This is a genomic window from Atopobium sp. oral taxon 810 str. F0209, from assembly GCF_000466405.1.
In the GTDB taxonomy this organism is placed as follows: domain Bacteria; phylum Actinomycetota; class Coriobacteriia; order Coriobacteriales; family Atopobiaceae; genus Olegusella.
Genome location: NZ_KE952949.1, coordinates 134,306 through 151,312, shown reverse-complemented (window position 1 = coordinate 151,312; position 17,007 = coordinate 134,306). Strand labels below are relative to the sequence as shown.

Sequence of the window (17,007 nt, the reverse complement as noted above, 5' to 3'; positions counted from 1 at the left end):
CGCTCGGCAGAGTCAGTAGGAGCTCTGTGTGAGCAGTTCATCAACAGCCGTAGGGCACTCTACCCCTTTTTGACCAGTTTTTGACTCTTTTTCAAATATTTTTAATATTTCGAATAAAATTAAAACAACACATTCACACTTAAGTTTTAATCCGCCGTATCCAAGAAGATTTCCGTTGCTTCTTTGACACTTAGTGTTGAGTGCATAACAGGTTCGCTGAGCAGGTATACTGTGCTTCGTCTTTGTTACCACTATTGATTGACGCTACGTGCGTCCGATAAGTTCAAAGGAGCATTGTTTTGGCTTCGCACGACAACAACATACAAACTGACGGCGCACCCAAAATTCGTGTGCGTTTTGCCCCCTCACCTACGGGCAAGCTTCACGTAGGAGGCGCGCGTACTGCAATTTTTAACTGGGCTTTTGCTCGTGCACATGAAGGCACTTTTATTCTACGTATCGACGATACCGACCCCACACGTTCTACTGAGGAAAACACTCAGATTATTTTGCGTGCCATGCGCTGGCTGGGGCTGGACTGGGATGAGGGCGAAGGTATTGGTGGTCCTTATGGCCCTTATCGCCAGACTAATCGTATTGATATCTACCATAAGGCAGCAGAACGTCTGGTAGCGGAGGGCAGGGCTTATCCCTGCTTCTGCACAGCCGAAAAGCTTGCTGCTGATAGAGAAGCCGCCCAACAGCGCCACGATTCTTTCCAAGGCTATCAGCGCACCTGTCGCAACATTGACCCTGCCGAGGCCAAGGCACGTATTGCCGCTGGTGAACCTTATACCATTCGCATCAAGGTGCCCTTGGACCGTGGTGATGTAGTCATTAACGATGCAGTGCATGGTCGCGTAAGCTTCAATGCGCGTGAGTTGGATGATTTTATCCTCATCCGTACTGACGGCACGCCCACCTACAACTTCACCACTGTCGTTGACGATGCCATGATGGGTATTACCCACGTTATCCGTGGTGATGACCATCTGTCCAACACTCCACGTCAAGTCATGGTATACGAGGCACTGGGCTATCCCACGCCAACATTTGCGCATATTTCTATGATTTTAGGCTCTGATGGCAAGAAGCTCTCCAAGCGTCATGGCGCAACTTCTGTTGAGGAATATCGCGATGCAGGTTATCTGTCCGATGCTTTTGTAAACTATCTTGCTTTGCTTGGCTGGGCGCCCGATGGCGAGACCACTGTTGTCCCCCGCGATGTACTGGCAAAAAGCTTCAGCCTTGACCACGTCAGCAAAAACCCTGCTACCTTTGACCCCAAAAAACTCGACTGGATTCAGCAGCAGTATCTGCAGGCAATGAGCAATTCAGAGTTTTCTCAGCAGGTGCTGGTGCCCCAGCTAGTTGCTGCGGGTCTTGAAAGCGGTGACGCAAAGAGCGCTTACGCAACACGTCCCGCTTGGTTTGATTTGCTCTCTGAACAACTTAAACCCCGTACAACCCTCATACCTGAGGTTGTCGACAAGGCGCGTTTTCTCTATGAGGGTGCTGACGTCACGATGGACGAGAAGTCTGTGGCAAAAAACCTTGCCAAGGAAGGTGCGCGTTCCTTTGTTAGTGCAGCTTACGAGGCATTAAGTAAGCTTGGTGAGGACGAGTGGCATACCGAGCAAATTGATGCCGCTCTCGAGCCACTGCCCGAAACCCTTGGGGTCAACAAACGCAAATTTTATGGTGCGGTCCGTGTAGCTGAATGCGGAAATCAGGTTTCTCCCCCACTGGGTGTTTCCATCGAGCTGCTGGGTCGTGAGATTGGTCTTGCCCGTTTGGAACGCGCACTACCTCTAGCTCTCTAAAATTTTATCGCACGCTGCCATGTGTGACAGAAAGGTACTATCGTGAACATCTCGGCATTCGAGATTCTAGGGCCCATTATGGTAGGTCCTTCAAGCTCGCACACCGCAGGCGCCCTGCGCATCGCGTTGGTTGCACGTTCGCTAGGACCTGAGCATCTGGCGCGTGTGGACTTTACTCTATATAACTCTTTTGCCAAAACCTACCGTGGGCACGGTACCGACCGTGCCCTCGTAGCTGGAATGCTAGGCTTTGCTCCCGATGACGAACGTATACGCGATTCTTTTGCACAAGCAACCAACACGGGACTTATCTTTAGCTTTGCTCCCGCTTCTGATGAAGAAGGAGCAGGTCGCCACCCCAATACAGTGACTTGCGTTATGACTGGCGTTGATGGCAATACTGTCTCGGTCACCGGCGAATCATTGGGTGGTGGACGCATACGCATCAGCCAGGTAGACGGTGTCAATGTGGAGCTTTCGGGCGATTATCCCACCTTATTTATCTCACACCGTGACCACCCTGGAGTGCTTGCCGCCCTAACAGGCACGCTCGCTACTGCTGGTGCCAATATCGCTACCATCAATACGTTCCGTAAGGAACGCGGTGGTATGGCATATACCATCATTGAGCTGGACGAATCCGCCTCCACAAAGGAGCTTGAAGGACTGCGAAAACTACCTAAGGTCATCAGCGCCTGCGTAGTTGAAATCCCTGGTGCAACGCCTATTTCTGCCGATGCAGAAATCACACTTGATTATAACAATGGTCATGAGCTGCTAAAGCTTTGCCAAAATAAGAAGCTCTCAATTGGTGCGCTGACTCGTGCTCGCGAGATTGAGCTGAGCTCAGGTGATGCCAAAGCAGTAGATGCACAAATGGAGCGTGTACTTACCGCTATGCGTGGCCAGACCATAGATCCCATTAACAATCCTCGTCCTTCTTTAGGTGGGCTCATTGGAGGACAGGCACGTGCTGTCTTTGATAATGCAGATAAGTTTGCTGCTCCCTTAATGGGTAATACGCTCACTCGAGCCTCTGCCTATGCAATGGCAACCCTCGAGCGTTCTGCTTCCATGGGTGTCATTGTGGCTGCTCCTACAGCCGGTTCGTCTGGTGTTGTTCCTGGCGCCGTCCTTGCCGTAAGCGAGGCGATTGGCGCAGATGATCAACAGATTAAGGAAGCCTTGTGGTGTGCCGCTGGCATTGGAGCCATTATGACCCGCAACGCTACTGTTGCTGGCGCTGAAGGAGGTTGTCAAGCGGAGGTGGGTTCTGCCGCCGCTATGGCTGCTGCTGCAGTTGCTCAACTTTTGGGAGCAACTCCTTCAGTTGCACTATCAGCCGCTTCTACTGCTATCGACAATTTGCTTGGCTTGGTCTGCGATCCAGTACGTGGACTCGTTGAGCATCCCTGCCAAGACCGTAATGTTATTGGTGTCAGCGCAGCACTTAGTTCTGCTCAACTGGCGCTGTCAGGTGTCCTTGACCCCTTGCCTTTTGATGAAGTCGTCGAAGCTATGCGCCAAGTAGGTGCAGCTTTGCCTGCGACCCTACGTGAAACTGCACTAGGTGGTCTCGCTGCTACCCCATCTGCACATAGCGCTCGCAGCCGCTGCTCCATTTGCGGTCTTTGCGACTAATACTTCATGCTTTAACACAAACGTGTTTTTCTCTACTTCTCAAACCGTTGCGAGAAAACACTTTTGCGCTGGCGTTAGCGCATATATAACGCTCACATGCAACTATTTGCGTTTTTTATTGAGAGACTTGAGGTCAACAGAAGCAACACCAGGAATCTTGCCGCGCTTTTTTGATGTGCCGTTTTTCTCATGTGCTCCAGAAATCTTTTTGAAGCGAAAACCACCCTTGACAGTAGCAGCTCCCGACTCACGTCCTGTAAGCCGCATCCAACGGTGGTAAATACTCACACCCGAATCAGAACGAAAGCCAAGCAAGGGCGCTGCCAGCAAAGTCGGCGCAAAAAAGGTCACAATACGCCAGACCAAGTATCCCGCAGGAGCAGCATCTGCAAAAAGGGGTCCATAAAACAGAGCAAAACCGCCTTCGGCACCACCTGTACCACCAGGCAGAGGTACAGCCGAAGCTACCATTTGCACCATCGACCCCGCTGCCATACAGGCAAGAAAATCTGCGTTATGTCCAAAAGCACGCAAGACAAACCAAGGAATCACATACAAAGACGCCAACTGTGCCATCGTAACCACCAGCGTTAGCAGCATGGAAGGCATATCTTGGGCAGCGCGACGAAATGCATCAGCAAACTCTTGCACCTGCACGTTAACCAGCTCGCGTGCATGCTCGGGATTGCGCATCCACTTGTGACGCTCAGCAAAATTAATGCTCCAGTTGCCAATATTTCGGACAAAAGAAGGACAAAGGCAAATAACAAAAAGTGCAACTAACTCGAGAAAATGTACCCCAAAAACAACGAGATTTAGGATAACGATGTCGCCATAACTCTCGAGAAAAAAGCGAAACTTTGCAATCAGCATGATGGCTGCAAAAAGTACCACACCCAACTGAAACATGATAAAGCGGGTAAACTGCGTTGCACTTGCTTCGCCCGCATCAAGTCCAGTATGCGTAAGTCGCAAAATCTGAGAAGGCACCGCACCCGCCATCATTGGCGTGAGATTGCCAAAAAATACACCAGAGGCCTCAACACTCATGAGATCACGAATACCCACGGGTGATTCGTGATCAAGCACAACTGCCACCGCATAGGCAATGACGCCAAAGATGAAATAAAAGACATAACAGAGAGCCGCCAACCAGACCCAGCGCATATCAACTCCGCGCAGAGCTGCGATAAAACTACTCATCTGTCCAGAAACTATCAGATAAATGATATAGGCAATCACAGCTCCAACAAGAAAAAGTGCTCCCTTGCGTGCCTTTGCCTCATTTTCATTATTGGTATTACGGCTCACTCGCGGCTTAAGCTTGTGCTCAGTAGCAACGCTCTTGTGCGCCTTATTGGCTGTACTTGTCACGTCGCCTACTTCCTATACCGCTCACTCATGAGTACAAATATTTTACTGCAGACAAGCAAAACTGCACACATTACAACTACTGCTTTGCCAAATCGTCAGCCTCTTTTGGACTTTGGCTTTCATCATGCTTATTGCGTTTAACAATCATACGTATACCCGCAATAATGAGCATGATGAGCAAAACACTTCCCGTAGCCACACCAGCTAACACGAGCTTGTCCTCATTACTAAAGGGCATCATGGTCTGATCCACATACAGCGGAGTTTCACTTATCAGCTTGCCCTCACAAAACACCTGCATAGTCGCAATCTGACTGCCTGACTTGATAGCACTCTGCAACTCACAGGTATCTTCGGAGCCTTCTTTAACGTATTTCTTATCCCAAGCAATTTTAGTTTCATATTTCAATGTGGCGTCAATAGTTACGGTCTTTGGAGTATCCCTGCGACGCACTCTCAGCTTGATGTTATGGTTAAGAAAATCCTGTAAAGAGGGATTGCTTATCGTCACCGTATAAGGCAACACATCTGTGCCCCAACGACGGCGTTCATACTCATTGAGTGCGCTTTCAAGAGCAGCACCTGTTGTTTTGTAGATAGTGGGTTTATCAGACAGGTGCAAGACTACACCAACAAAAGACATCTTTTTATTTTTACCCGCAAAGGCAAGACAACGACCTGCTTCTTCGGTATAGCCCGTCTTGACACCTTGGCATTCTGCCTTGTAATAAGGATTATCAACACCCGTCTCACCCGCATCTACCAGCGCGTTTTTCTCGATCTTGCCTGCTGTTTTGTCTACTAGCCAGTTGGTGTTGTAAACCGTAACGTTAGCATCCTCTTTATTGACGCATTCATGAGATTGAGTCGAGACTACCTCACTCAAAAATTTATTTGCGAGTACCGCCTGTGCAATAGACGTTAGGTCATGCGCACAACTGTAATGATTTTTGTCATGAAAGCCATGCACATTATTAAAGTGAGTCCCAGTCAAGCCCATTGTCTTGGCTTTTTCATTCATCAAAGCAATGAATTTTGCAAGAGCATCTTTGGGGTCAAGCTTAGAATCATTTGCTGACAGACGACCTACATGAGTGCCTAACACCAATGCTGCATCGCTTCCTGATGGAAGCATCATGCCATATATCAAATCACGCCAACTGTATACATCGCCAGAATGGCAGCCCATGATTGTACTGTCCTCAGGCGTTAATTTGACCTCATCGCCAACGCTCACTTTTTCGTCCAACTTGTCGCCTACATAATCCATTGCGACAAGCGCGGTCATCATTTTGGTAAGGCTTGCGGGATACATCTTTTCATCTGCACGCTGAGAAGCAATAACGTCACCTGTTTGGTTATCTATGAGATAGATTGCTGCGTCTTTGGGTAGCTGCGGCATTGAGGAAGCCCATACGACAGAGGCTGGGGCCACCATCAAAAGACTCAACACACAGGCAACTAACAGTCGCATAACACGGACGTTCTTGCTAAAAGTAGACATCGACATTCCTCGTCTCCGCTTCATCTATCGAAATCTAGTCTTTTTAGCATAGCAGCCTCAGTGGACAGAAAAAGCGCTTCGCACGATATCTCTTCGTTTGCGAAGCGCTTCTGCAAAAATCTCACAGGCATATGTCCCCGTAGGACTTGCTCATCGACGTAGCTATTCGCTCCTAAGAGCTTCCACCGGATCTCTACGCGCTGCAGCAGTCGACGGTATAACACCCGCTACCAGCGTCAAAATAACCGAAATCAAAATCAAAATGGCTGCTTGAGTCCAAGGCAGAGCAAGGATATTTTCAACGTTATAAGTCTTTTCCACCCAAATATTGACGGGTACCGAAACCAACAACACAATAACAATCGCCAAGCCACCAGCGAACAAGCCTTCAATGAAGGTCTCAGCGTTAAATATATTGGCAATATTGAGTTTGGATGCACCCATAGCACGTAGAATGCCAATTTCTTTTTTGCGTTCAAGCACGCTGATATAGGTAATGATGCCAATCATGATTGAGCTCACCACCAACGACACCGACACAAAAGCAATCAAAACCAGAGAAATCATGTGAATGATATCGGAGACCGAACCCATCAGTACGCCCGTTAAATCAGAGTACGAAATGGAACGATCGGCTTTATGTGCAGCCTCTTGGTCTTTGTTATAGGCATCAATGAGGTTTTTGACCTCCTGCTTGTCATCAAAGCTCTTGGCATAGATATTGATCGACTCAGGCTCTGCTTCATCGGCATAACCGAGCTTGGCAAGGTTGTTGTCGTAGCTCAGCTCTTCTGCATTCATGTAATTGGCAAGCAGAGATGTTAAGTCCTCTTGGTCCATGTTGACCTTGATAGCACTTGCAAACACCGTGGGATCAACACTCATAGCACTCTTGAGACTCGTCGCAAAACCTGCCATCTGCGTCTGCATTGCTTGGCCCATCTGATCGGCCAAAGTCTGAGCAAGCTGAGACTTCATCTGATCCATTGCCTGGTTAAGTGCCTGAGAAGAAGCACTCGACACTGCCGAGCTCAACGTAGCCTGCACACTCGGCGCTACTGAATTCACTAAGTATTTCGTCAAAGCAGCACTGGTCTTTTGCTGTTGGGTCTCATCACCAGCAGCGGCCACAATAGCATCAAAGTAGTCCTTGCCACCACCTTGAGATACGGGTGTTGCAAGGTAATCTGTCATCAACTGGCTATAGTTACTGACATCGTCACCTGCTTGGATTTTCTTACCCAAGCTCGCAATATAGCCCTGCAATAGCTTGGGGAAATTTTCGCCTACTGCCTGAGATACGGCCTGCATATTTGCAAGACGTGCTGCTGTCGCCTCGTCAGGCGCACCAGATATGTCTACAAGATCACCAAAGCCCAGATCAGCCGCATCAGGAGTTGGTAGATTATTTGCCAAGGACTGACGAACAGACTCTGCAATTGCCGCTTGGTCTATCTGCAGCTTAAGAGAGCTTGTATCAAATTTGAGCTTGGAAAAATCAAAAGCAGATGGGTCAATTTTGCCCGCATTCAGTTTGGATTGATCAAGCGTAAAGGCACTCGCCAAAAGTGACTGATCAACCGAAAAGAGTGAAGACATATCGAGCTTCTTGCCCTGCTCTTTTTTGAGCGCATCAAAGGTCTTGCCAGTAAAGACGTCCGTCTCGGGGTGAGCAAGCTGTTCTTGGACAATTTCGGACTCCCCTGCCTCTTTTATCAAATGCAAAATCAGATCATGACGATAGGCAACGCCCTCATTGAGTGAAGTGTTCGATGCGGTTGCCTTGGGTTTGACGACACCCACAATACGCAGCTCAGTACCCGCATCAACTGCGGATTTAAGGAAGTCTTTGTCATTGGAGTGATCAGTCCACGTTTTACCGTCTTCACTGCGAGCAAAAAGATTGACTTGATTGACCAGCTTAAACTTCAATTTGAGCGCATCATCATAGCTAAATTTGACATCAGTCGCAGGAGCAGTGACTTTTTTGGATGCAATCGCGTCAGAGAGCATATCTGACAATTTGTCGGGATCAAGCACACCAATCGAATAAAGTGTATAGTCCGAAAGTTCGCCTGATTTGTTGAGTACAAGCACAGTTTCGTTGTACTTCTTGGGCCATTTACCGGCAACAACATCAAATTGAGCATCGAGCAAGTCCTGATCATCAACCATTTCTTGGAAGCCCATATTTGAGCCTCCTACAGACATCGCTGACATTGATGAAACTCCATTGGACATGATCTTGCTAAGCGAGGAAGGATTGAGCTGCTTTACGCCTTTTGAGCTGTCAGCCATATAGATCTGGGGCTTGATGCCATATCCATAAGTAATAGCACTGACATGGGGTTCCATCCCCGATTTGCCGCTCTCAAGAAACGCACGGAAGCTCTTGAGGTCATTGTTTTTTACATCGGTTAGGACGTCACTCATGATGGGCGACGAAGGAATAAGCTCGTCTTTGGATTTCTTCTTGTCTGTAGCCGTATCATTCGCTGACTTTTTGCCACCTGTGCGATACTCAGTTGTTTTGGTCATCATCGAAGTGATGTCAAAACTCGATTTAGTAATAGTTAGCGGGGATGATGACAGGGCATCTTCTTGTACCTTATCGATGTAGTTACTCACGCCATTTGAGAGGGCAAGAATCGCCGCGATGCCCATAATGCCAATTGAACCCGCAAAAGCAGTCAGTAGCGTACGACCTTTTTTGGCCATGAGATTTGAAAAAGACAAAGCCAGCGCCGTAAGGAAGCTCATCGACGCGCGTCCTGGATGCGGCTTTGTAGCTGTAGCAGCGGACTTTGGAGAATTGATCGTTGCAGAACTGGTAGTAGTCGCAACGTTGTGACTAATGTCCTGCTCTACTCCCTCAAAAGGATCTGTATCGTCAACAATACGTCCGTCGGCAATGCGCATGATACGTGTAGCGTACTTCTCGGCAAGCTCGGGGTTGTGCGTCACCATCACAACTAAACGTTTTTTTGCGACCTCGGCAAGCAGACCCATGACCTGCTCACCTGTCTCAGTATCCAAGGCGCCTGTAGGCTCATCTGCCAGCACAATATCGGGGTTATTGACCAAAGCGCGAGCAATAGCAACACGCTGCATCTGACCGCCTGAGAGCTGAGATGGCTTCTTGTGAATGTGCTCGCCCAGACCTACCTGCGTCAGCGCCTCCTGTGCACGACGCTTACGCTCGGCAGGAGAAATGCCCGCCAGCGTCAAAGCCAACTCAACATTGGACAAAATCGTCTGATGAGGAATCAGGTTGTAACTCTGAAAGACAAAACCTACATGGTGATTGCGATATGCATCCCAATCTTTAGCGTGGTAACCCTTGGTCGACACACCATTAATGATAAGGTCGCCAGAGTCAGCATGATCAAGACCGCCAATTACATTGAGTAAAGTCGTCTTGCCCGAGCCCGACGGTCCCAAAATTGCAACAAACTCAGAATCCCGAAACTTTGCTGACACTCCATCAAGGGCGCGCTGAACAAAGTCTCCCGTTCTGTAAGATTTGCGCAGGTCAGATAGGTAAATCATCAATTCCCCCAAAGCAATAAATCACAGTCGGGAAAAGTCTACCCATTGACTAAAAATCAAAACCACTTTTTTGAAATGCGCCGATTTTACAGAGTGAGCCGTTACTTCACCGCTCGCCTTAAAAAGAAGGGCAAGAAGCCATAAGCCCTCGCCCTTTCTCTTGCTAAATTGTAATCACAGAGGAACTACGCCTCGAAAGCCTCAGCATCCTTCTTGGAAATGGGCTTGAGATCCTCGGTAGGATACAGGGAATCGGCTCCGCCTACGCCCACGACAAAATAGAGACCCTGCTTAGTCTGATAGAGGGTTTCCTCATAACCAGCAGGATCGCCAAAGCCGCCAAAGCTACGGTGTGCAACCTCGGTAGCCTTAGCAGTGTCATAGACATGACGCTTACCTTCAAACATCTTAGTCTTGCGCATAATCTCCCAATCATCGACAACATGGTCTCGTATAAACGAGCCCTTGCTAATACTTTAGCGGTTTTTTACCTGCGAGAACAGCCCGGCAATAAAATCGTTACTATTTAGGGATGCATACTCAAGGGATTAACATGTATATGTAGGCGCTTGATATAGGCAATCGAAGAGCTTAATGAGCAGGGAAATGTACATAAATTCTCAACTTTTTACCTTCCCGAAAAGATTTTTGAAAAGAGGGCTTGCATTGCACTGCACCTTCCTATAAAGTGATTTCTCGCGTTGAGGAGCACGAGCTTAGCGCAAGGACGAAAATCATTGGGATGTCGTCTAGTGGTAGGACAACGGATTCTGGTTCCGTCAGCGGGAGTTCGACTCTCTCCATCCCAGCCATTTTCCGTCCTACACAGTATATGGCCCGTTCGTCTAGCGGTTTAGGACGCCGCCCTCTCAAGGCGGAGATCACCAGTTCGAATCTGGTACGGGCTACCAAATGTTCAAGGTCAGAACTTCGGTTCTGACCTTTTTTCTTGCCCTTTCCCAGCTTGGGGGACATTCGGCAAAACTAGGCCGAAGCCCTCTCCTCCTCTCGATAATCCTCTTCCTCGGGTAGCGCATAAAGTTGGCCCACGAGTGCGGCCGCATGCTCGTCGTTCTCCGGTATCGCGTGCGCGTACTGGTTGAGCGTGAGCGAAGCGTTGGAATGCCCCAGGCGCGTCTGAACCGTCTTGACGTCGATGCCGTTGGCCAGGAGCTGGGTTGCCTGTGTGTAGCAAAGCTCATGAAACTTCAAATCACCGAAGTCGTTGCGCTCGCGAAACGCACGCCACCAGCGCTCGAAGCCGGCGAGCTTGGCGATGGTGCCGGTGGCGGAGCAGCACACCGGCGTATCCGGACCCTGCACTATGCGGAGCTTCTTGAGCTCTACCGCCTGGCGCTCCTTCCAGTCGCGCAGGCGCTCGCAGGTCGCGGCGTCGATGGAGATGACGCGGTAGCCTGCACGGCTCTTGGGAGCCTTGACCTCGTCGTAGACGGTGAGCGACGCGGCGACGCGCAGCTTGCCCGCATCGAGGTCGGCATACTTCCACGTGAGCGCGAACACCTCGCCGCGACGCATGCCAGTGGCGAGGCCGATGCGGACCGCCTGGATGAATCCGAGGTCGTTGAGACCCATGATCATCTTGCGGTTCTCGTTCTTGCCGCGCTGGGCCTGACGGGCTTCCTTCTCCTCGAGCTTCGCCCATGCCTCGTCTTCCTCGCGGTCGACGCAGCCGAGCAGCCGTGCGGCTTCGGACGCCTCGAGCGACTTGCGCTCCGGCGCGTCTATCTTGGGAGCCTTCACGCGGTCGCAGGGGTTGCGCAGGATGAGGTCGTAGTCCACAGCGTTCTTTAGGACCTGCTTCAGGACCTTGAAGCCCATGTTGAGCGTGGTGTTGCTGATGGGATGGCCCTCAGCCTGCTTGCGCTTCTTGATTGCGAGCATGGCGGCGTCGACGGTCTGGGGCGTCATGTCCTGCAGGCGGATGCCCGAAAGAACCGACGCGAGGTCGTTGACGATGCTCTTCTCGCGGTCGAGACGAGCCTTTCCGACCTCGGCCTGGAGCACGCGCTTGTCATGCCATTGGTTGGCATAGACGTCGAACGTGAGCTGGTCGTCCTTGAGCGACAGGCCGCCGTCATAGTCCTGTTTGAGCTTGTCGCGCAGCGCCTTTGCCTCAGCCTTGGTGCCCACGACAATGCGCTGCACCTTCTTGCGCTTGTTCTTGATCTGGCCATCCTCCTCGACTTGCACGACGTAGGACAGGCAGACGCGCCAACGCTTGGGGCTGTAGCTCTTTCCGTTGGGCTTGAGCTTCTCCGTGATTGAACCTTCTCCGTAACTCATGGTTTCCCTCCTTTCTGCTTATCCGAGGCGTTTTCGATGACTATTCCAAAAGCGCCGTTTCGCGATCGGCGCGTGATGGCTATTTGAGTTTCTCCCTCAGCCTTCTGCGCAGCTCTACCGTCTTGGTTACCGGCAGTGGCGTGTCGGGCTCGTCCGCATGCTTACGCTGATACATGACGCGGCAGGAGTCGCTGCAAAACTGTTTGGTTGAGCGCAGCTGCTGGAAGAACTTGCCGCAGTACTTGCATACTCCGATCGCTTCCGAGCCTTCCTCCTTGTCGAGTCCGGTTGCAAAGAAGGACCAGGCTGCCGAGAGGATCGTGTTATTCGACGTGTACGGCTCTAGCGTCGTCTCGAGCACCTTGCGCGTCTCGTCTGACAGGAGCAGCGAGAAGGCTGCCGCCACGTAGCCTCGCACGGTGTCCTCTATGTCGCGCGGGCGATACAGGTGCATCTGGTCCACGGCATACGAAAGACACATCTCCACGAACACGTTGCCCGTGTTCTTCGACAGGCATTCGAAGTTGAGGGAGAGCTCGACGAGGAATCTGTCTTCCACCCCGAGCGAGATGGCTTCACGCAAACTATCACCGAGTTCTCCCGACAGAACGAATACAACGCCGTCATTGTCGAGGCGGCCCATATTCTGTCACAATCGGTTAGCGACTTTGATTTGAAAGCACGGCTCATCCGCGCAATCCAACATCTGGGCAAGCAATCTAGGCTACCTGCAGTGCCGCAGCGCAGCGTACCCTCACGCTTTCGAAACTGGCAGGATCTCTATAGCCTATGCGTCGATATCCTTGACGGCTACGGCATCGACTATGTCACGCAGGGAGAAGTGCTCAGTCCAGGGTTTGTCGTACGCACGTCTGATGCATGGGAGGAACTGTTCAGGCAGGCGCTTGTGGTTGGGATGAAGGACTGCAGCGTTGCGTTCCAGGAAAAGCACCCGTTTGCGCGCAGAGACAACTTTACTATCAGGGTTAGGCCGGACTACATTATTCGTTCGAACAACGGGATCAACTTGCTTGTTGATGCGAAATACAAATATGGTGACGCCGCCGCAGGGACCATTGCGAACGCTGACGTATATGAGGGCCGGGCGTTTATCGAGGCGACCGGCATTCCCAAGTTGGTCCTTCTGTATCCATTCGGCAAGATTACTGACGGGACGTTTTTCGAGCAGTTCCAACATGTTACAACTGATAATTGGGATATCTACGGCGTGCGCGTGGATCCAAGCTTATTGGGTTCGCATGGCATGAGTAAGTTCGCTACAGAGCTTGGTATGTATCTAACGCAGAGTTTTATCTACTAAAGGCAGTCGGTAGTTTCCTCTTTAAGGATAATTGGCTCTTATATCAGAATTGACCTCTAAGGTCAATTCTATTAGAATGTCGGTATACGGAGGTGAATATGGAAATCGAATATGCTGACAAGCGGATGAAGAAGATTATGGAGAATCCCCGTCTTATCGTAAGACGTTACAGCGACGTTGCCAGTCACCTGAAATTCAGACTCTCGGACCTCCGAGTTGCTAAAAATCTCTCAGAGATATCTCACCTTCCGCCACCGAGGCGACACAAGCTCATAGGAAACTGGGCTGGATGCTGGGGAATCGATCTCAGTAAGAACAAGCGACTCATAATACATCCCATTGGTAATTATGAACCTGACGACCTAACAACAATAACGGCAGTGAAGATTGAAGCAGTTGAGGACTACCACAAACGATGAGAGAGGTGAGACATATGAGCGGATTCATCGTCGCCCCGGGCGAGGTAATAAAGGAATATCTGGACGCACGCGGCTTGAGTCAGAAAGAGGTATGCAAGCGCCTCGGCGTGAGCGAAAAGCACCTCTCTAACATGCTCAATGGCAAGACGCGTCTCACTGAAGAAATGGCGTTGAAGCTTGAAAAGATTATGCCAGACGTGCCAGCGAGCTTTTGGCTGAACTACGAGGTTAAGTACCAGGAATACCTAGCTAGGGAGAGAGAAGAGCATGAAATTGAGGGACTCGACCTCAAGGACATTGCTAAGCGATTCAATTTCAGGGAGGTGTTCAGGGGTGCAGGCATGACACTAACGGAACAAGCACTTGCCATGCTGAAAATACTGGGAATATCGAGCTTTGACAGATACCCTTACGCAATTCCAGCTAATATGGAATACATGCAAGATGGCGGTGAGCCTGAGTCCGTTGTTGTATGGATTAAGCTTTGCGACCAAGAGATCGACATCCAAAACGCAGACTTGACCGAGCCCCCCTATTCGGAGAAAGAACTCCGGAGCATGCTCGGCATGCTCAAGGACGTAGCGCTCAACACAAACATCGAGGAATCTATCAACAGCTGCCGCAACCTTCTCAACATGGCTGGCGTGTATCTTGTTTACCATCCGGAAGTCGGAAAGCCAAAGATTCGCGGTGCCCTCGGCAAACACAATGGACACCCAGTCATCTACATAAGCGGACGGTTTAAGACTCATGCAGACATCTGGTTTGCCATCGCTCATGAGATTATGCACCTACTTGAGCATTACGACCCAAAACAAGTACAGTTCCTTATGGATAAATCGGAAGAGCCTGCAGTGAAGAGCAGCGCTGAGAAGGACGATGAGGCGAACAGACTGGCAAGGAAGTTCTTTATTGACGAATGCGAATACGATAACTTCGTTGAAGCGAAGGACTTCTCTTCCGCTGCCGTTCGGGACTTTGCAGCTAGCCAAAATGTGGCGCCTGGCATTGTCGTAGCCTTCCTGCAGCATGATCGGCGCCTGGGATACCAGCAGCTCAACTACCTCAAGAGTCGTATGAATTAGGGGGTATTGTCTTGTATGTAATCGCCATGAAAAATCGGCAGTGCGAGCGGCTGGCTATGACGAAACTCATAGCAAACGGTTATCTGCGTGATGACATGATGCCGCTTGTCGAGGTCATCAGGGAAGAGCTTGATTACATGAGAGACCCAAATACTGGTGAGTACCTAAGGTACCCAAAGAAGATTAAGGGCGGCAAAATCAGACACGAGAAAGTGAAAGACCCAGACGTTCACAATGCAAGAACACTCCAGATGATTAGCGAACTGTTTCCTGATAGACAGGTTTTTGTCGACTACTTTAGATGCGATTTGAGCAAGTATGAGCACGATGCTGAGGAAGTCGGATTGGTTGTAGAGCTCACGCTTAGTCTTGAGCGCTACAAGAAGAAGCTTCTTGGTATCCTTGAATACAGCAATCTCATCCCAGTAATTACCATCAAACACGGTATCGACATGCTGTCTCCTAGCGATATTCGTGAAATAGTCGATCAGATTAGGCTTATTAACTCTAACCGCAGCATTGCCATTAGAATCGATGGGCTTGATGGTTATGCGGACGTAATAAAGGAGGTCCTCACTGCCAAAGACTTCCTTATCTATGACTTCAATGAAACGCCGATACGATCAAAGCCTGATGAGTGCATGAAGCTCAAGAAGATGCAGCTCGATGCACATAAGATCGCACTCTGCTCACCTCGGCCTCGTGATGCAGCGGGCAAAGATTTCCCGAACGGTGCATACGCAAAGTTCATCAACAACAGTCATCTTGACTGCTACAAGAGCTATGGGTTTGACAGTGTCGGTGACTACGGTGGCCTTCGTGACAAGCTTCCTTCTGGCGGAGTCGCTACAAACGGAAGAGCGCTCATACTCATGTACATCGCTCAGCTCAACACCTTTAAATCATTCGTTTGCGATGATGTGAAGAAGGGCTCTAAAGGCTTCCGGGTTGTCTTGCCCAAGGTGATAGCGGATCCGGAGCTCAATCCTGATGGCACCTGCCTTGCACTGAACGCTGCAACGAAGAGCTTCCATGCTGGTAAAGAGGGAACCTACGCACTCTGGATTGAGTACACGCTCACGCGTTATATTCAGCAAATTGCAACTTGGAGGCCGCTCTTTGCCTAGTAAATAAGACTGGGTTCAAGTCGGCTTCGGTAAAACCACTCATAGTCTATTTCATACATATCAGAACAATTCTCACGAAAGCGACTCCAGTACGCGCCATAACGCTGCTTGAGATAGCGCTTGAACTGGGTATTTATCCACTTTGGGGAGTACGCGTCGACGCACTGCTGGATAAGCGCCGTCTTTGTGACTCCCTTACCGTCGAGCCCGAAGAGCCTGCAGAGGTCTTTCTTGGGCATCGCGCTCAGCTGCTTCACCGGATCCAAGTCATGTCTCTTTATCGCCTTTCGGTACACATGGAAGACGTAGCTGCCGTCAATATCTTCTTGGCGATACGTGTAGATGCCGCACGCTTCCGGAACGTAGGCCGGCAGCTCGTTAACGCGGGTCTCGGAAACTACAACGTAGACCGTCTCGAATACATCGAAATAGTCTGCAAGCTGGCCCTCAAGGCGGTAGAAAGTGTCGAGCTCGGTCTTAATCTCGTAGGCGGCGCTGTGACCGTTGACCTTGCATATGTCCACGCGGCTCTTGCCGATGGGGAGCTCGAAGATCGAGATGTTCTTTGGGTTGAGGGGCAGGAGCTCGCGATTGATGAAGTTCGCCTTTATTGTCGCCTCGTTCGGGTAGTAGCGCAGGACGATCTGGTTGATAGCATCACGCGCGGACTTCGCTGGGGTGAAATCGGCAACGGCACCGTTTAGGATGCTGCTCAGGATTGAGGCGAGCTTGGTCTCGGAGTGCACAGTGGAGTATGCATCATAGAGCTGCTTAGCAGCCTGCGCCTCTTCCGTACTATATACTGATTTCGTATCCATGGCTCCTCCAGCATGAATGGTATCACGCTGCTTCAAAGTCAC

At 50.2% G+C, this 17,007-nt stretch carries 13 protein-coding genes and 2 tRNA genes; 8 read left to right on the top strand and 7 right to left on the bottom strand.

The annotated features are described in order from the left end of the window. Positions 1-299 precede the first annotated feature (299 nt). Positions 300-1,823, top strand: coding sequence for a glutamate--tRNA ligase (gene gltX / locus HMPREF9069_RS04910; RefSeq protein ID WP_021626064.1), 1,524 nt, complete (start codon positions 300-302; stop codon positions 1,821-1,823). Between the two features lie 39 nt (positions 1,824-1,862). Next, on the top strand, positions 1,863-3,464 hold the full coding sequence (sdaAA, locus tag HMPREF9069_RS04905; protein WP_035438495.1) for an L-serine ammonia-lyase, iron-sulfur-dependent, subunit alpha: 1,602 nt from the start codon (positions 1,863-1,865) through the stop codon (positions 3,462-3,464). Between the two features lie 102 nt (positions 3,465-3,566). Here the strand turns inward: sdaAA and HMPREF9069_RS04900 are convergent, their stop codons facing one another. From HMPREF9069_RS04900 to HMPREF9069_RS04885, 4 genes are all read right to left on the bottom strand, one after another. Further along, positions 3,567-4,838: a lysylphosphatidylglycerol synthase transmembrane domain-containing protein gene (locus HMPREF9069_RS04900; RefSeq protein WP_021626062.1), complete on the bottom strand. Its 1,272-nt coding sequence runs from the start codon at positions 4,836-4,838 to the stop codon at positions 3,567-3,569. Between the two features lie 76 nt (positions 4,839-4,914). Further along, complete coding sequence (locus tag HMPREF9069_RS04895) at positions 4,915-6,348, bottom strand: D-alanyl-D-alanine carboxypeptidase family protein (RefSeq protein ID WP_232204044.1); 1,434 nt, start codon at positions 6,346-6,348, stop codon at positions 4,915-4,917. Between the two features lie 156 nt (positions 6,349-6,504). Beyond that, positions 6,505-9,891: an ABC transporter ATP-binding protein/permease gene (locus tag HMPREF9069_RS04890; protein ID WP_021626060.1), complete on the bottom strand. Its 3,387-nt coding sequence runs from the start codon at positions 9,889-9,891 to the stop codon at positions 6,505-6,507. A 185-nt stretch (positions 9,892-10,076) separates the two neighbouring features. After that, positions 10,077-10,313 (bottom strand): hypothetical protein, encoded by a 237-nt coding sequence (locus tag HMPREF9069_RS04885; protein WP_021626059.1) that lies wholly within the window; start codon positions 10,311-10,313, stop codon positions 10,077-10,079. Positions 10,314-10,629: 316 nt separating this feature from the next. On the opposite strand from HMPREF9069_RS04885, the gene HMPREF9069_RS04880 reads away from it, so the two are divergent. After that, positions 10,630-10,703: transfer RNA gene (locus HMPREF9069_RS04880), tRNA-Gln, on the top strand. 22 nt (positions 10,704-10,725) lie between these two features. Then, positions 10,726-10,802: transfer RNA gene (locus HMPREF9069_RS04875), tRNA-Glu, on the top strand. A 73-nt stretch (positions 10,803-10,875) separates the two neighbouring features. On the opposite strand, the gene HMPREF9069_RS04870 is transcribed toward HMPREF9069_RS04875, so the two are convergent. After that, positions 10,876-12,195: a tyrosine-type recombinase/integrase gene (locus tag HMPREF9069_RS04870; RefSeq protein WP_021626058.1), complete on the bottom strand. Its 1,320-nt coding sequence runs from the start codon at positions 12,193-12,195 to the stop codon at positions 10,876-10,878. A 79-nt stretch (positions 12,196-12,274) separates the two neighbouring features. Further along, positions 12,275-12,601: a hypothetical protein gene (locus HMPREF9069_RS09395; RefSeq protein ID WP_232204043.1), complete on the bottom strand. Its 327-nt coding sequence runs from the start codon at positions 12,599-12,601 to the stop codon at positions 12,275-12,277. A gap of 42 nt (positions 12,602-12,643) precedes the next feature. On the opposite strand from HMPREF9069_RS09395, the gene HMPREF9069_RS04860 reads away from it, so the two are divergent. From HMPREF9069_RS04860 to HMPREF9069_RS04845, 4 genes are all read left to right on the top strand, one after another. Next, a complete protein-coding gene (locus tag HMPREF9069_RS04860; RefSeq protein ID WP_021626056.1) occupies positions 12,644-13,516 on the top strand; it encodes a 5-methylcytosine restriction system specificity protein McrC in 873 nt (290 codons plus the stop codon). A gap of 98 nt (positions 13,517-13,614) precedes the next feature. After that, entirely contained in the window at positions 13,615-13,935 is a 321-nt protein-coding gene (locus HMPREF9069_RS04855) for a toxin RelE (RefSeq protein ID WP_021626055.1), read from the top strand. A gap of 14 nt (positions 13,936-13,949) precedes the next feature. Further along, positions 13,950-15,020: an XRE family transcriptional regulator gene (locus tag HMPREF9069_RS04850; protein WP_035438493.1), complete on the top strand. Its 1,071-nt coding sequence runs from the start codon at positions 13,950-13,952 to the stop codon at positions 15,018-15,020. A gap of 56 nt (positions 15,021-15,076) precedes the next feature. Continuing rightward, positions 15,077-16,147 (top strand): hypothetical protein, encoded by a 1,071-nt coding sequence (locus HMPREF9069_RS04845; RefSeq protein ID WP_035438492.1) that lies wholly within the window; start codon positions 15,077-15,079, stop codon positions 16,145-16,147. Here HMPREF9069_RS04845 and HMPREF9069_RS04840 read toward each other — a convergent pair. Next, the gene (locus tag HMPREF9069_RS04840) at positions 16,144-16,965 is read right to left on the bottom strand and encodes a sce7726 family protein (protein ID WP_051317791.1); all 822 of its coding nucleotides are present in this window, start codon (positions 16,963-16,965) and stop codon (positions 16,144-16,146) included. The genes HMPREF9069_RS04845 and HMPREF9069_RS04840 overlap by 4 nt on opposite strands. Between the last annotated feature and the right edge of the window lie 42 nt (positions 16,966-17,007).

Bases quoted from the DNA above. Each gene is read 5' to 3' on its own strand.
- HMPREF9069_RS04895 (WP_232204044.1), bottom strand. From the start codon at position 6,348: ATGTCGATGTCTACTTTTAGCAAGAACGTCCGTGTTATGCGACTGTTA.
- HMPREF9069_RS04890 (WP_021626060.1), bottom strand. From the start codon at position 9,891: ATGATTTACCTATCTGACCTGCGCAAATCTTACAGAACGGGAGACTTT.
- HMPREF9069_RS04885 (WP_021626059.1), bottom strand. From the start codon at position 10,313: ATGCGCAAGACTAAGATGTTTGAAGGTAAGCGTCATGTCTATGACACT.
- HMPREF9069_RS04870 (WP_021626058.1), bottom strand. From the start codon at position 12,195: ATGAGTTACGGAGAAGGTTCAATCACGGAGAAGCTCAAGCCCAACGGA.
- HMPREF9069_RS04855 (WP_021626055.1), top strand. From the start codon at position 13,615: ATGGAAATCGAATATGCTGACAAGCGGATGAAGAAGATTATGGAGAAT.
- HMPREF9069_RS04850 (WP_035438493.1), top strand. From the start codon at position 13,950: ATGAGCGGATTCATCGTCGCCCCGGGCGAGGTAATAAAGGAATATCTG.
- HMPREF9069_RS04845 (WP_035438492.1), top strand. From the start codon at position 15,077: ATGACGAAACTCATAGCAAACGGTTATCTGCGTGATGACATGATGCCG.
- HMPREF9069_RS04840 (WP_051317791.1), bottom strand. From the start codon at position 16,965: ATGGATACGAAATCAGTATATAGTACGGAAGAGGCGCAGGCTGCTAAG.